Below are 14,211 nucleotides of genomic sequence, written 5' to 3' on the forward strand. Positions count from 1 at the left end.
GAGGCGCACTGTTCGTATGAGGCGCGCTGTTCGTGTTACGCGCGCCCGCCATCCGCGCGAAGCGGCCGGCCCGACGGGATCGACTGCCCCGTCGTACCGGCCGCTTCGGCGTGCCGTCACTCCCCCGGGTCGGTCAGCGGCTGGTCGAGGAAGGTCAGCGTCCTGGCGTCGGCGTCCAACCGGGCCCGCACCCCGACCGGGTAGGTCTGCATCTGCGTGTTGTGGCCGATGTTCACCCCGGCCAGCACCGGAACGCCCAGGTCGCCGAAGCGCTCGGCCAGCATCCGATCGATGTGCTCGGGGTCCCCGCACTCGGTGAACGTGCCGAGGACGATCCCGGCCACGCCGTCGAGGTAGCTGGTGGCGCGGCGGATCTGGGTGATGATCCGGTCCATCCGGAAGGGCAGTTCGTCGACGTCCTCCAGGAACAGGATCGCGTCCCTGGCCGGATACGACGTGTCCGTGCCGAGGCTGGCCGCGATCAAGGTGGCCGTCCCGCCCAGGGTCAGCCCCTCGGCGACGCCGGGCACCAGCGTCCGCGCCCCCGGGAAGGTCAGCTCCTTCACCTCGGCCGGCGTGTAGAGCAGCTTCATCAGCTCGGTGAAGTCGTACTCCTGCGGGCCCTCCCAGAAGCCGCCGCAGGCCACCATCGGCCCGAACAGCGACACCCAGCCCAGTTTGACGGCCAGCGCCTCCAGCAGCGCGGTCACGTCCGAGTAACCGACCACGACCTTCGGGCGGTTCGGGTCGATCCGGCTCCAGTCCACCAGCTCCAGCGTGCGCTGCGAGCCGTAGCCGCCGCAGGCGAGGAACACGGCGGCGTACTCGGGGTCGGTCAGTGCGCGGGTCAGGTCGCCGGCCCGCAGCGCGTCGTCACCCGCCAGGTAGTCGTACATGCTCCCGGCGTCGCGGGCCGACCCGAAGACCTCCGGCACCAGGCCCACGGACCGCATGGCCGCCAGCCCCGACTCCAGGTGGTCCTGGTTGTCCACGGGCGAGCTGGCGCAGATCACGGCGACGGTGTCGCCGGGCTTCAACCCGGGCGGGCGAAGCAGAGTCATATCTTCTCCAGGGATGTCGAACCGAGCAGATGGCAGGCGGCGCAGGAGGTGTCCGGCGCCAGCACCGGCAGTTCACGGCGGTCGCAGGCGGCCGTGGCGCGGTCGGACGGCGAGGCGCCGGCCCAGCGGGTGCACCGCGGGTGGAAGCGGCAGCCGGACGGGATCGCGGTCGGGTCCGGCGGCTCACCGGTCAGCAGGGTGGGGCGCCAGTCCTCGGCACCGGTCGGCACCACCGACAGCAGCGCCTTGGTGTAGGGGTGTTGCGGCCGCAGCAGGACCTCCTCGACGGTGCCCTGCTCGACCACCCGGCCCAGGTACATCACGGCCACCCGGTCGGCGATGTTCCAGGCCAGGCCGAGGTCATGGCTGACCACCAGGGCCGACAGGCCGAGGTCGTCGCGCAGCCGCAGCATGAGCGCCAGGATCTCCCCGCGCACCGAGGCGTCCAGCGACGCCACCGGCTCGTCCGCGACGATGACCGACGGGTTCAGCGCCAGCACGCCGGCGATGACGACGCGCTGCTGCTGCCCGCCGGACAGTTCGTGCGGGTAGCGGCCGAAGAAGTCCTCCGGCGGGCGCAATCCGGCCCGGACCATCGCGTCGTGCACGGTGAGCGGCAGCCCGTCGGTGAGCCCGTGCAGCCGCGGGCCCATGGCCACGGCGTCGTAGACGTTCTGCTTCGGGTTGAGGGCGCCGCCCGGGTCCTGGAGGACCAGTTGGGTGTGGCGGCGGTACGCCTTGAGGCCCTTGGCGGTGTAGTCCAGCGGCGTGCCGTCGTAGCGCACCTCGCCGGCGGTCGGCTTCACCAGGCCGACCAGCGAGCGGGCCAGGGTGGACTTGCCGCACCCGGACTCGCCGATGAGCGCGACGATCTCGCCCTTGCCGATCCGCAGGTTGACGCCGTCCACCGCGCGGGCCGGGGCGCGGCCTCGGGCGGCCGGGTAGACCACCGAGAGGTCGCGGACCTCCAGCGCGGGCGTGGACCGGCCGGGGCTGGAGCCGGGTCCCGGGCCGTGGCCGGGTCCCGGGCTGGTGCTGGGGCTGGTGCTGGGGCTGGGGTCACGGGTCACCGCGCACCTCCGTGGTCGGGCCGGACGCGTACGCACGCGGCGGAACGGCCGGGCCCGGCCGGCCACAGCAGCATCTCCTCGGTGCGGCAGGACGGCAGCGCCTCGGGGCAGCGCGCGGCGAAGGCACAGCCCGTGCCGGCCTCCGAGGGCCGGGGCGGGTCGCCCGCGAGGCCGACCGGCGCGCGCCGTGAGGCCGGGTCCCCGATGGTCGGGAAGGCCCGTGACAGCGCCCGGGTGTAGGGGTGTTCGGGCTGCTGGAGCACCTGCTTGGACGGGCCCAGCTCGACGATCCGGCCCGCGTACATGACCGCCAGCCGGTCGCAGGTGTGCGCCAGCAGCGACAGGTCGTGCGTGATCATGATGACGGAGATCCGCGACTCGCGGACCCGCTCGGCCAGCAACTCCAGGATCTGCGCCTGGACCATGACGTCCAGCGCGGTGGTCGGCTCGTCGGCGATGATCAGGTCCGGGCGGCACGCCAGGGCCATGGCGACCATCACGCGCTGCCGCTGGCCGCCGGAGAACTCGTGCGGATAGCTGCGGACGCGCCGGGACGGAATGCCGACGCTGTCGAGCAGTTCGGCGGCGCGGCGCTCGGCGTCCTTCACCCGGGTCCTGTCGTGCAGCACCATCGGTTCGACGATCTGGTCCAGCACGGTGCGCACCGGGTTCAGCGCGCTCATCGCGCCCTGGAACACCACCGACGCACCGGCCCAGCGCACCGCCCGCAGCCGGGCCCAGCTGGTGGTCAGCAGGTTCTCGCCCCGGAACAGCACCTCCCCGCTGACCTTCGCGGAACGGTCCTGGAGGCGCAGCAGGCTCAGCGCCATCGTGGACTTGCCGCAGCCGGACTCCCCGGCGACACCGAGCGTGTCACCGGCGGAGAGGGTGAAGTCGACGCCCCGCACGGCGGGGACGAAACGGTTCCCCTGGCGGTAGGCGACCTGGAGGTCGCGGACCTCCAGCAGGGGCGGGTCGGCGGTGGCGGCGGCACCGGCCGCCGCCGCGGTCTGGGCGGTCACTTGTTCTCCATCCGCGGGTCGAGCACGTGTTCCACGGCGCGGCCGGTGAGCGTGAAGCCCAGCACCACCACGAGGATCGCCAGGCCCGGGGGCAGCAGGTACCACCACGCGTCGGCGGTGAACGCGCCGTTGAAGAAGGCGTCGTTGAGCATCTCGCCCCAGGTGACGCTGGCCGGGTTGCCGAGGCCGAGGAAGGTGAGCGTGGCCTCGGAGAGCAGTGATCCGGCGACCGTCAGGGTGCTGGAGACCAGGATCAGCGGCATCACGTTCGGCAGCACCTGGCGCACCATGATCTGGCGGTCGCCGGCCCCCAGCGCGCGGGCCCGTTCGACGAACGGCCGGGCCTCGACGGCGAGGGTCTGCGCCCGCACCAGGCGCGCGGTGGCGGTCCAGGAGGTGGCCGCGATGGCGATGGTGATCGACGTCTCGCCCTGGCCCAGCACGGCCGCCAGCGAGATCGCCAGCGGCAGGCTGGGCAGCGCGATGAACCAGTCGGTGACGTGCATCAGCGCCCGGCCGACCACGCCACCGTAGTGGCCGGCGACGATGCCCACCCCGGCGCCGATGACGACGGTCAGCGCGGTGGCGATGATGCCGATCCGCAGCGACTCCCGCGAGCCCCAGATCAGCAGCAGCAGCACGTTGCGGCCGGCCAGGTCGGTGCCGAGCGGGTAGTGCGCGCTGGGCGCGGCGAGCAGCGGCCCGTCGACCTTGGTGACGTCCATCTGGTCGGGGCCGATGAACAGCGGTGCGAACAGCGCCAGCAGGCAGAACAGCAGCAGGACCGCGAGCCCGGCCACTCCGGCGGGGCGGCGGATGAAGGCTTTGCCGAAGCGGCGTGCTCCGGCGAACCTGACCGGGACGGCCGAGGCCACGTCCTGCGCGGTGACGATCTGCGCGGCCGTCACTGGGCGCGCACCCGCGGGTCGAGGAACCGGTAGGCGAGGTCCGCCAGCAGATTCATGATGATCACACTCGCACTGAAGACGATGAAGGTGCCCTGGAGCAGCGGCAGGTCGGGAATCTTGAGCGCCTCGTAGGTGAGGTCGCCGAGGCCGGGCCAGGAGAAGACCGCCTCGACCGTGACCGCGCCGCTGATCAGCGTGCCGAGGTGCATGAAGATCATGGTCACCGAAGGCAGCAGGGCGTTGGGCAGCGCGTGCCGGCGGCGTACGGCGTCGTCGGTGAGGCCCTTGGCGCGGGCGGTCAGCAGGTAGGGGCTGCCCTTCTCCTCGATGATCGAGGACCGCATGATCGTCACGTACTGGGCGTAGACGACCAGGATCATGGTCAGCGCCGGCAGCACCAGGTGCTTGGCGACGTCCACGTAGTGCGTCATCCCGGTCTGCGGGAGGGTCGGGTCGCTCATGCCGCCGACCGGCAGGAAGCCGTGGATCGGGCCGATCCCGACGCTGCACACCATCAGCAGGATCATGCCCAGCCAGAAGGTCGGCACCGACCACAGGGTGAGCGCGGTGGAGGAGGTGATCCGGTCGAACCGGCTGCCGGACCGCCAGCCGCTGCGCTGGCCGAGCCACAGCCCGAGCAGCACCGAGATGACGAACGACGTGCCCATCAGCAGCAGGGTCGGGCCCAGGCGGTTCATCGCCAGCGACGCCACCGACTGCCGGTACTCCCAGGAGTAGCCGAGCCGCCCGTGCAGCGTGTCGTTGACGAAGTCCAGGAACCGCTGCCACATCGGCTTGTCCAGGCCCAGCTGGACCCGCAGCTGGGCGAGTTGGGCCTGGCTGACCGGGCGGCCGCGGGTCATGGTGCGCACCGGGTCGGACGGCATCACGTTGAACAGCACGAAGCCGATGACCAGGGTGACCGCGAAACTGACCACCGCGGCCGCGAGCTTGCCGACGAGGTAGCCGCCCCACGCCGTCCGCAGCGAGCGCCGCGGCTTCGGGGCGGACAGCGCGGCTTCGAGGGCCGGTTCGGCCACGGCGTCGGGGCTACTCACGGTCGTCGGCCCCCGCCCGGCGCCGGAGGACGACGGCACCCGCGCCGACCACGATCACGGCGGCGGCGATGCCGAGCCCGATGCCCAGACCGCCCGACGACGAGGAGCCGCCGTGCTCCACCGGTGTCGCCTTCAGGTACGTCCAGAAGGAGTTCTGCGCGGGGTAGAAGCCCTGGGCGTCCGGCTTGCCGACCCTCTCACCGGTGACCTTCGAGGAGGAGGCCGTCTTCTGCGTCTGGTTGTAGAGCATCACGTCCACGTCGGCGTCGTAGAGGATCTGCTGCATCTGCCCGACGACCTTCACCCGCTGCGCCGGATCGAACAGGCTCTGCTGGCGTGCCTGCAGCTTGTCGTAGGCGGGATCGCAGAAGAACGAGTCGGTGTTGCCGCCGTTGCCCTGGTCGTTGGGAAGCGTGGCGCAGCTCTGGATGCCGAGGAGGTAGGTCGGGTCGGGGCCGGTGGTCCACGCGTCCATCAGCATGTCCCAGTCGCCCTTGCCCAGGTCGCTGTTGAGCGCGGACATGCTCATCGGCTCCAGCTTCACCTTGATACCGATCGCCTTGAGCCAGCCGGCCAGGTAGGGGGCGATCGACGCGTCGGTGGCGTCGTCGGAGTGGATGCCCAGCCGCAGGTCCAGCGGCTTGCCGGTCTTCGGATCGATCCGGATGCCGTCGGAGCCGCGCTTGTAGCCGGCCTTGTCCAGCAGCTGGTTGGCCTGGGCCGGGTCGTAGCCCTGCCGCTCGCCGGCCGACGGCTTCCACACCCACTGGGACCAGGCCGGCGGCAGGTAGCCCTCCCCGACGGTGCCGTAGCCGTCGACGACCTTCTTGACCAGCGTCTGCTTGTCGATGCTCAGGGCGATCGCGCGGCGCAGCTGCGGGTCGCTCAGCGCCGGGTTCCCGGTGCCGATCGGCTTGCCGCTGCGGGACTTGGCGCCGGGGTTGATCTCCAGCCCGGTCCAGCCGTTGCCGACCGTCTGCGCGGTGTCGACGCCGCTGACGTGCGTCAGCGACTTGAACTCGGTGGAGTTGATGACGCCGCCGGGGATGTAGTCGAGCTGGCCCGACCTCAGCGCCGCGACGGCACTGTCACTGGTCTTGTAGAGCTGCTCTATCAGGTGGTCGTACTTCGGCGCGCCCAGCACGAAGGACTTGTTCGCGTCGAGCGTGGCGTACTGGCCGGTCTTGTAACCGGTGAGCGTCCAGGGGCCGTAGCCGACCACCGGGTAGGAGTCGTTCTTGTAGTCCTTGAGATCGGCGACGTGCGACTTCCAGATGTGCTCCGGCACGATCGGGATGCCCTCGACCGGGATGCTGACGTAGTTCAGGTTGGACTGGGGCTGCTTGGTCTTGATCACCAGCGTGGTGGGGTCGGGCGCGGTCACCGACTGGAAGCCGGACACCAGCGTGCCGTTGGCGGTGCCGGCGATCTCGTCGGTCATGATCAGGTGGAACGTCCAGGCCGCGTCCTCGGCGGTGAGCGGCTGCCCGTCGCTCCACTTCAGGCCGTCGCGGATCTTGAAGGTCCAGGTCAGGTGGTCCGGCGAGACGTTCCAGGACGTGGCGAGGTAGGGGCTCGGCTTGCCGCTCTGGTCGATGGTGGTGAGCGACGGGTAGATGGCGCCGAAGAGGTCGAGCGAGCCGTTGAAGTAGGCCAGGAACGGATTGAGGGTGTCCACCCCCGAGCTGTCCATGGCGACGCTCAGCGTCGTCCCGGACTTGGTGCTCGGGGACGCGGCACCCGCGGAGGTCGTCAGGCCGGCCGGGCCGGCCAGGAGGATGCCGCTGACTGCGGTCACGGCCAGGGCCGCACGCAGTCTGCGGGGTGTGCGCAAAACCATCTCGGGTCTCCGTTGCTGGGGAGGGCAGGGGACGGTGCCGCCTCAGGCGAGTGCTCGGGACCGGTCAGAGGGTGACTGACCGGCACGCCCGCGCTGAAGCCGGGTTTCGTCGGTGCGTACGCGGTCGCCGGCGGCGCCGAACACGTAATGCCGGGGGTCGAGGTCGACGCGGGTGCGGCCGACACGACATCGGACCCGAACTGCCGAGGGATGCGGGCCTCGGCCTTGACCGCCTGGTCGGGCGGGGCGGGCGGACGGGCGTCACGCGCTGCGGGAGCGCCCGCCGCGCCGCCTTCCGTGCCCGGGGTCGCCGGGGATTCCGGGGTCACCGGCACCGCCCGTGCTGCCCGTGCCGCCGGTGTTTCCGGTGCTTCCGGTGCTTCCGGTGCCGGACCTGGTCGGCCGGGAGCGCCGGGTCGTGGCGTCTGCGGCACGCACCCCGGTGTCGGCCGTCGAAAGGACGGGTGGCGCCGAAGCGGCATCCGCTGGCATGGGCAGCACCTCACGTTCGCCTGGAGGTCAAGTGGTTGAAGACTGGCAAGCCCTCGCAGATCGGCAAGGACCCGTGCGCGCTTGCGTCTCTGAGCATCGAAGACTTCGATGCCCGTAGGCCGACGTCATGACCGCGCCGTACCGTCCGCCGAACACGAAGTGGTCCGTGAGCGGCCAGATCTTCAACGCTTCGATGCCGGCGCCGTCCGCGGACCGCACGCTGGGTCCGTCCGTGTCCGCCCCCAGCACACCAGCGAGGAAGCCCATGTCCCTGCCTTCAACTGCCGTACGCAGCCGCCGGATACGTTCCGACACCGGTACGGCCGCCCCGCGCCTCGGCGGTACCGGGCACGGTGCCGCCGGCCGGATCACTCGCGCCGACCGGACGGGCGCCGGTGCCGCAGCCGGGGACGGCTCCGGGGACGGCTTCGCGCCTACCGAGGTGCGGTGAACGTGTCCCACTTCGACCTCCTGGTCCGCGGCGCGGACATCGCGGACGGGACCGGCCGGCCGCTGATCGCCGGGCAGGTCGCCGTCACCGGCGGCCGGGTCCGCGTACTGCCGCCCCGCGCCCCGGCCACCGCCGACCGGGTACTCGACGTACCCGGGCATGTCGTGGCGCCCGGCTTCATCGACGCGCACACGCACTCCGACCTGACCACGCTGGACGGCTCCGGGACCCTGCCGGCGCACGCCGCCGTGCTCCAGGGCGTGACCGTCGAGATCTGCGGCAACTGCGGCGACAGCGCGTTCCCGGCGCCGTACCCGGACTTCGCGGCGTTCGGCCGCGCGCACGCCGCGGCGGGCCGGGCGAACCACCTGGCCGCCCTGGTCGGCCACGGCACGCTGCGCGGCGCCGTGGTGGGTCACGCCGCCCGCGCCGCCACCCCGGACGAACTCGCCGCCATGTGCCGGGTGCTGGACGAGGCGCTCGCCTCGGGCGCGGCCGGCCTGTCGACGGGCCTGATCTACACGCCCGGCTCCTTCGCCGACACCGCCGAGGTGACCGCGCTCGCGGCGGTGGCGGCCCGCCACGGCAAGCCGTACGTGACGCATCTGCGCGACGAGATGTCCCAGGTCGAGGCCGCGCTCGACGAGGCGGTGCGGATCGCCCGCGACAGCGGCGCCGCGCTGCACGTCTCGCACCACAAGACGGCCGGCCGGCACGGCTGGGGCGGCACCGAGCGGACGCTGCCCCACCTGCGCCGGCTCCGCGCCGACGGCATGGACGTGACCTGCGACGTCTACCCCTACACCGCGGGAAGCACCGCGCTCGCGGCCATGCTGCCGCCGTGGGCACACGACGGCGGGCAGGACCGCCTGTTGGAGCGGCTGCGCGACCCCGGACAGCGCGCCCGGATGCGCGCGGCCATCGCGGACGGCGTGGCCGGCTGGGAGAACACCGTCGGCAACGGCGGCTGGGACCGGATCTCGGTGGCCGGCGCCGCGCGGCATCCGGAACTCCAGGGGCGGACGATCGCGGACATCGCCGCCGAGCGCGGTGCCGACGCCGTCGATGTGGTGGCCGAACTGCTGCTGGCCGAAGCGGGCGACGTGACGATCATCAGCCACTCGATGCGGGAGGACGACGTCCGGCGGGTGCTCGCCGTGCCGTTCTCGATGATCGGCTCGGACGGGGTGCCCAAGCCGGGGCTGCCGCATCCGCGCTGGGCCGGGACGTTCGCGAAGGTCCTCGGGCACTACGTACGCGAGTTGGGCCTGCTGACGCTGCCCGAGGCGGTGCACAAGATGACCGGCGCCACCGCGGCCCGGTTCGGCCTGGCCGGACGGGGCGTGCTGCGCGACGGCGGCCACGCCGACCTGGTCGTCTTCGATCCGGCGGCGGTCGCCGACCGTGCCACCTTCGCCGAACCCCTGCTCGCGCCGAGCGGCGTCCGGCTGGTCGTGGTGGCGGGCGCGGTCGTCGTGGAGGACGGCGAGATGACGTCGGCGCGGCCGGGGCAGGTGCTGGCGTGCTGAGCGCCGTCCCACCGGAGTTGCCCGGCACCTTGCCCGGCATCCCGCCCGACGCCCTGCCCAGCACCCTGTCCGTCATGGTCCCCGGCGTCCTGGAGCACCAGCCGCACCGGGTGCGGCCGCTCGCCAGCGTCGGCAAGCTGCTGCTCCTGGCCGAGGTCGCGCGCGGCCTCACCGGCGGCGATCTGGACCCTGGCGAGCCGTTCGACCTGCTCGACGAGGACTACTGCGGCGGCTCCGGACTGCTGACCGCGCTGTCGGCCCGGCGCTGGACCGTCCCCGACCTGGCGCTGCTCACCGCGGCCGTGAGCGACAACACCGCGACCAACGCCCTGATCCGCCGCGTCGGCCTCGACCGGGTCAACCAGGGTGCGGACGCGCTGGGGCTCGTCCGCACCCGGGTCCTCGACCGCATCCGCGAGCCCCGGTCGTCGGCCCACCCGCCGACCTTCGCGGTCGGCACCGCGGCGGAACTGGCCGGGCTCGCGCAGCGGATCGCCGCCGACGAGCCGTGGGCGCGCCTGCTGCTCGGCTGGATGGCCGGGTGCGGCGACCGCAGCATGGTGCCGGCGCTGATCCCGCACGACCCCGAGGACAGCACGGTCCGCGACGTCCCGAGCGCGTCGCTGTGGGTCGCGAACAAGACCGGCACCGACGTCGGGGTCCGCTGCGACGTCGGCGTGGTGCGCGGCGCCCGGCAGGTCTGCTACGCCGTGCTGGGCTCGTGCCGTCCGGGGAGCGAGTTCGAGACGTTGCAGGCCATGCGGACGGTCGGGGCGCGGATCGCCGCGGCCGCGCGCTGACCCTCCGCCCGGGTCCGGCCCGGACGGACCGCGGGCCGATCCCCCCGTCACCGGTCCGGCCCGCACCGGCGGGGCGGGCGGGCGGGGCGGGGTGGGCCGGGCGGGCAGGTCGCCGCGGACCGGCCGATACGGGCCCGCGCCGGTCGGCCGTACGGTCAGCCTGCGCCCGGCGACACGGGCACGCGTCAGCCGGGGCCGTACGGTCGACGCCAGCCAGCCGATTACGGGCCCGCGCCAGCCAGGCCATACGGTCAGCCCGCGCCCGGCGATACAGGCACGCGCCAGCCGGGGCCGTACGGTCGACGCCAGCCGGCCGACACGGGCACGCGTCAGCCGGGGCCGTACGGTCAGCGCGAGCTGGGCCGGCCCTGGCGTCCTGCGGCGAGCAGGTTCGACGCGGCGCTGCCCAGGTAGGCGATGAAGCTGCCCAGCAGCGGGTTCGGGTTCTCCGGGCGCCAGGCGACGCCGATCTTCCGGTGCAGCCGCAGTCCGGACACCCGGGTGGTCTGCACCCCGGTGGTGTCGGTGACGCCGAGGCTCGGCACCAGCGCGATCCCCATGCCGGCCCGCACCAGGCCCACGATCACCTCGTAGTGGTCGCTGCGGCAGCGGATGCGGGGGACGAAGCCCGCCAGCGCGCAGGCCCGCTCCAGCACGGACAGCACCGGCGTACCCGTACCGAACGACGTGATCCACTGCTCTCCGGACAGCTCCTCCAGCCGGACCTGGCTGCGCCGGCCGGCCGGGTGGCCGTCCGGGACCACCAGCAGTTGCGGCTCGTGGAAGAGCTCCTTCACCTCGACGCCCTCCGGCGGCGTCCACGGGTCGAGCGCGTGCTCGAAGATCACCAGCGCGTCGATCGCGCCCTGCTGGACGCTGAGGGCCAGCTCGTGCGGCTGCCCCTCGACCAGGTCCAGCCCGACCGCGGGGTGGCGGCTGGAGAACCGGGACAGCGACTGCGGCAGCAGGTGGTAGCCGGCCGACGCGAAGAAACCGATCCGCAGGTGCCCGGAATCCGCCCGGGACTGGGCCCGCAGATCCTTCTCGGCCGAGTCGAGCAGGGCCAGGACGTCCTGCCCGCGCAGCGACAGCCGTTGCCCGGCCGAGGTGAGCCGCAGGCTCTGCGCGCTGCGCTCGACCAGGCTGACGCCGGCCTCCTTCTCCAGCTGGGCAAGCTGGTGCGACACGGCGGACGGCGACAGCTTCAGCTCGCGGGCCGCCCCGGCGATGCTCCCGGCCCGGTCGACTTCGGCCAGTATGCGCAGTCGGTGCGTGTTCAACATGGCGGCACCCTACGACGCCGCGCCCCGCTCCGGCCAAGGGGGTATGACCGAATTCCGTTTGTCCCCGCGCCCGCGCCATGGTCCGGACCTGGGCTGGGCATCTTGACGAAGCCGGCACCACACGTGTGGCTCCGCTTCAGCCGTTGCACCGTGCCGCAGGAAGTCGGCGGGCAACCGGGCGGCCCCGAGACCGACTTGGACCGGTCCTCCGCACTGTCCCCACGGGGTGCCCAGGACCGCGGGCGCCGACCCCCGACGGGGCCGACCCATGACGGGGCCTGACCACGACGGGGCCGGACCCGCCCGGGCGTCACCGCTTGAGGAACTCCAGCAGGTCGGCGTTGAACTTCTCCTTGTCGCCGGGGACCAGGGCGATGCCGTGCGAGCCGCCCTCGTAGACCTTGAGGGTGGCGTCGGGGATGATCTTCGCGGACTTGCGGCCGGTGGCGTCGATCGGTACGACCTGGTCGTCGTCGCCGTGCACGACCAGGGTGGGGACGTCGAACTTCTTGAGGTCATCGGTGAAGTCGGTGTTCGCGAAGGCGTCGACGCAGGCGACGCCGCCCTGGATGGTCTCCTGCATGGCCATGGACCAGAAGGCGTCCTGGTTGCCCTGGGTGACCTTGTTGCCGGGCCGGTTGGCGCCGAAGAAGCCGACCGCGGTGTCCTTCCAGAACTGCGAGCGCTCCTTGAGGATGCCGGCCTTGATCTGGTCGAAGACCTCCTGCGGCGCGCCCTCGGGGTTGCCGGGGCCCTTGAGCATCAGCGGCGGGATGGCGGACAGCAGGACCGCGGACCTGATCCGGGAGGTGCCGTGCCGGCCGATGTAGCGGGCGAGCTCGCCGCCGCCCATGGAGTGCGCGACCAGGGTGACGTCCTGGAGGTCCAGGCCCGTGATGAGGTCGTCGAGGTCGTCGGCGAAGGTGTCCCAGTCGTAGCCGTCCCAGACCGGGGTGGAGCGGCCGTGACCGCGGCGGTCGTGGGCGATGCCGCGGAACCCGGCGTCGGCCACCGCCTTGAGCTGGTCCTGCCACGCGTCGCCGTTCAGCGGCCAGCCGTGGATGAACACCACGGGCCGTCCGCTGCCCCAGTCCTTGTAGAAGATCTCCACACCGTCGCGGGTAGTGCAGTAAGGCATGATCGCCTCCGATCCGGAGCCGGGCACACCGCTGCCCGGCAATTGGCGGGGCACACGGCCCCCGGGGGAACACGGCACGCTCGCACGCCACTGAGCGGAACCACGGCCGTGCCACCCACCCAAACCCACATCCGCCCCGCGCGACAGCCGAGACCGCCCCCACCAGGGCCACCCGGATGACCCCACCCCCACTTGCCCGCCCGCGCCCCGGACCGGCCAGGGCTTCCCAAGATCGTCCCCCGGCACCACGCACATCGGCGAGACCCCGTAGACCTGGCACCCGGCCCCGCCCTACCGTCCTCCTGACACCAGGAACGATCCCGCGCCCGCGAAGGGGAGCCATGGCACGCCGCGTCTCCCACGCCTTCGCGCACGAGGCGTGACGCATGCTCGGGCAACCGCCCGACCGCGAAGCTTCGGGCGGGCCGTCGGCACGCGTGGGGAGGAACGTGGGGAGGAAGAGGAGAAGGAGATGGCCAATTCCGTCGACGAGATGCTCCGGCAGTTCGACCCGGCCGGTCACCAGAGCCCGCGGCGGTGGGGCCGTCGTCCGCCACCGTAGAGGGCGCCGAGGTGTGAAAGGCACCCACCGCCCCGCACAAAAAAACCGTCCGGGTCGAAGTGGATCTCGACCCGGACGATGATGGGACTTCTACTGGTGTCCGAGGGGGGACTTGAACCCCCACGCCCGATAAAGGGCACTAGCACCTCAAGCTAGCGCGTCTGCCATTCCGCCACCCGGACCGGTGGGCGTCGCCGGACCGGTGGGGTCGCGGTGACGAGTCCACGATACCAAGGAATCGGAGTGCTCCTCACCTGGATTCGGGCCGGTGGGAAGGGGTGGGGCGGGGCGGCCGGTCAGGTCGCGACGCCGAGGGCGTGGTGGACGGTGGCCGGGTCGGTGAGGCAGCTGAGCATGAGGTGGGCGACGTCGGCCCGGGGGACGCTGAAGCCGCCCTTGAGGTTGCGGTCGGTCGCCGTGCGATAGCTGCCCGTGAAGGGCTTGTCGGTGAGGCGGGGCGGGCGCACCACGGTCCAGTCGAGGCCGCTGTCGCGCAGCACGTCCTCCATGACGGCGACGTCGGCGAAGACCTTGCCGAGGAAGAGCTGCCCGAGCGGCGCGGCGACGTAGCGCATGAAGGTGCTGTCGCCCGGGTCGTGCCGGGGCGGGTGCGGGCGGCCCGGCGAGGGCGTGGTGGAGACGGGCGCCGCGCTGACCGCGACGATCCGCCGTACGCCGCTGGTCTGCATCGCCTCCACGATCGCGCGGGTGCCGCTCCCGGTGTGGCCGGCGTCCGCCCGCCCGCGCGGGCCGAACCCGGACAGCACCGCGTCCGCGCCCTTGACGGCGCGTGCCAGCACCTCCGGGTCGGGCGCCGACAGGTCGGCGGTGACCACGTGTACGTCCCGGCCCGCCGCGTCCCGGCCCGCGTGATCGCCCAGCTTGGCGGGGTTGCGGACGACCGCGGTCACCGAGTGGCCGCCGGCCAGCGCCTGCGCCAGCAGTTGCGTGCCGATGCCGCCGGTGGCGGCGAAGATCGCGAGTCTCATGGGTGCTC

11 protein-coding genes and 1 tRNA gene are annotated in these 14,211 nt (G+C 72.6%); 2 read left to right on the top strand and 10 right to left on the bottom strand.

All coding sequences use genetic code 11. The features are described from left to right. Nucleotides 1–116: 116 nt before the first annotated feature. The 6 genes from AB0399_RS06225 to AB0399_RS06250 all read right to left on the bottom strand — a co-directional run bounded on the left by AB0399_RS06225 (nucleotide 117) and on the right by AB0399_RS06250 (nucleotide 6,917). Complete coding sequence (locus tag AB0399_RS06225) at nucleotides 117–1,061, bottom strand: LD-carboxypeptidase (RefSeq protein WP_366410415.1); 945 nt, start codon at nucleotides 1,059–1,061, stop codon at nucleotides 117–119. After that, nucleotides 1,058–2,032, bottom strand: a complete 975-nt coding sequence (locus tag AB0399_RS06230) for an ABC transporter ATP-binding protein (protein ID WP_366410472.1) — start codon at nucleotides 2,030–2,032, stop codon at nucleotides 1,058–1,060. The genes AB0399_RS06225 and AB0399_RS06230 overlap by 4 nt, the downstream gene beginning before the upstream one ends. Before the next feature lie 95 nt (nucleotides 2,033–2,127). Next, nucleotides 2,128–3,153, bottom strand: coding sequence for an ABC transporter ATP-binding protein (locus AB0399_RS06235; protein WP_366410416.1), 1,026 nt, complete (start codon nucleotides 3,151–3,153; stop codon nucleotides 2,128–2,130). Further along, entirely contained in the window at nucleotides 3,150–4,061 is a 912-nt protein-coding gene (locus AB0399_RS06240) for an ABC transporter permease (protein WP_329363388.1), read from the bottom strand. Before AB0399_RS06240 ends, AB0399_RS06235 begins: the two co-directional genes overlap by 4 nt. After that, entirely contained in the window at nucleotides 4,058–5,119 is a 1,062-nt protein-coding gene (locus tag AB0399_RS06245) for an ABC transporter permease (protein ID WP_329363390.1), read from the bottom strand. The genes AB0399_RS06240 and AB0399_RS06245 overlap by 4 nt, the downstream gene beginning before the upstream one ends. Then, nucleotides 5,112–6,917 (bottom strand): ABC transporter substrate-binding protein, encoded by a 1,806-nt coding sequence (locus tag AB0399_RS06250; RefSeq protein ID WP_366410417.1) that lies wholly within the window; start codon nucleotides 6,915–6,917, stop codon nucleotides 5,112–5,114. Before AB0399_RS06250 ends, AB0399_RS06245 begins: the two co-directional genes overlap by 8 nt. A gap of 987 nt (nucleotides 6,918–7,904) precedes the next feature. Between AB0399_RS06250 and AB0399_RS06255 the strand changes: the two genes are divergently transcribed. Together AB0399_RS06255 and AB0399_RS06260 are read left to right on the top strand one after the other, a co-directional pair. After that, nucleotides 7,905–9,431 (top strand): amidohydrolase family protein, encoded by a 1,527-nt coding sequence (locus tag AB0399_RS06255; RefSeq protein ID WP_366410418.1) that lies wholly within the window; start codon nucleotides 7,905–7,907, stop codon nucleotides 9,429–9,431. Further along, a complete protein-coding gene (locus AB0399_RS06260; RefSeq protein WP_329363395.1) occupies nucleotides 9,425–10,231 on the top strand; it encodes a serine hydrolase in 807 nt (268 codons plus the stop codon). The genes AB0399_RS06255 and AB0399_RS06260 overlap by 7 nt, the downstream gene beginning before the upstream one ends. A 347-nt stretch (nucleotides 10,232–10,578) precedes the next feature. Here AB0399_RS06260 and AB0399_RS06265 read toward each other — a convergent pair whose 3' ends face one another. From AB0399_RS06265 to AB0399_RS06280, 4 genes are all read right to left on the bottom strand, one after another. After that, nucleotides 10,579–11,514, bottom strand: coding sequence for a LysR family transcriptional regulator (locus AB0399_RS06265; RefSeq protein ID WP_328471150.1), 936 nt, complete (start codon nucleotides 11,512–11,514; stop codon nucleotides 10,579–10,581). A 310-nt stretch (nucleotides 11,515–11,824) separates the two neighbouring features. Then, on the bottom strand, nucleotides 11,825–12,652 hold the full coding sequence (locus AB0399_RS06270; protein WP_329363399.1) for an alpha/beta hydrolase: 828 nt from the start codon (nucleotides 12,650–12,652) through the stop codon (nucleotides 11,825–11,827). Between the two features lie 656 nt (nucleotides 12,653–13,308). After that, nucleotides 13,309–13,396: transfer RNA gene (locus tag AB0399_RS06275), tRNA-Leu, on the bottom strand. A gap of 114 nt (nucleotides 13,397–13,510) precedes the next feature. Continuing rightward, complete coding sequence (locus tag AB0399_RS06280) at nucleotides 13,511–14,203, bottom strand: NAD(P)H-binding protein (RefSeq protein ID WP_329363401.1); 693 nt, start codon at nucleotides 14,201–14,203, stop codon at nucleotides 13,511–13,513. Nucleotides 14,204–14,211 lie beyond the last annotated feature (8 nt).

Source organism: Streptomyces sp. NPDC088194, assembly GCF_040702025.1.
Lineage (GTDB): Bacteria > Actinomycetota > Actinomycetes > Streptomycetales > Streptomycetaceae > Actinacidiphila.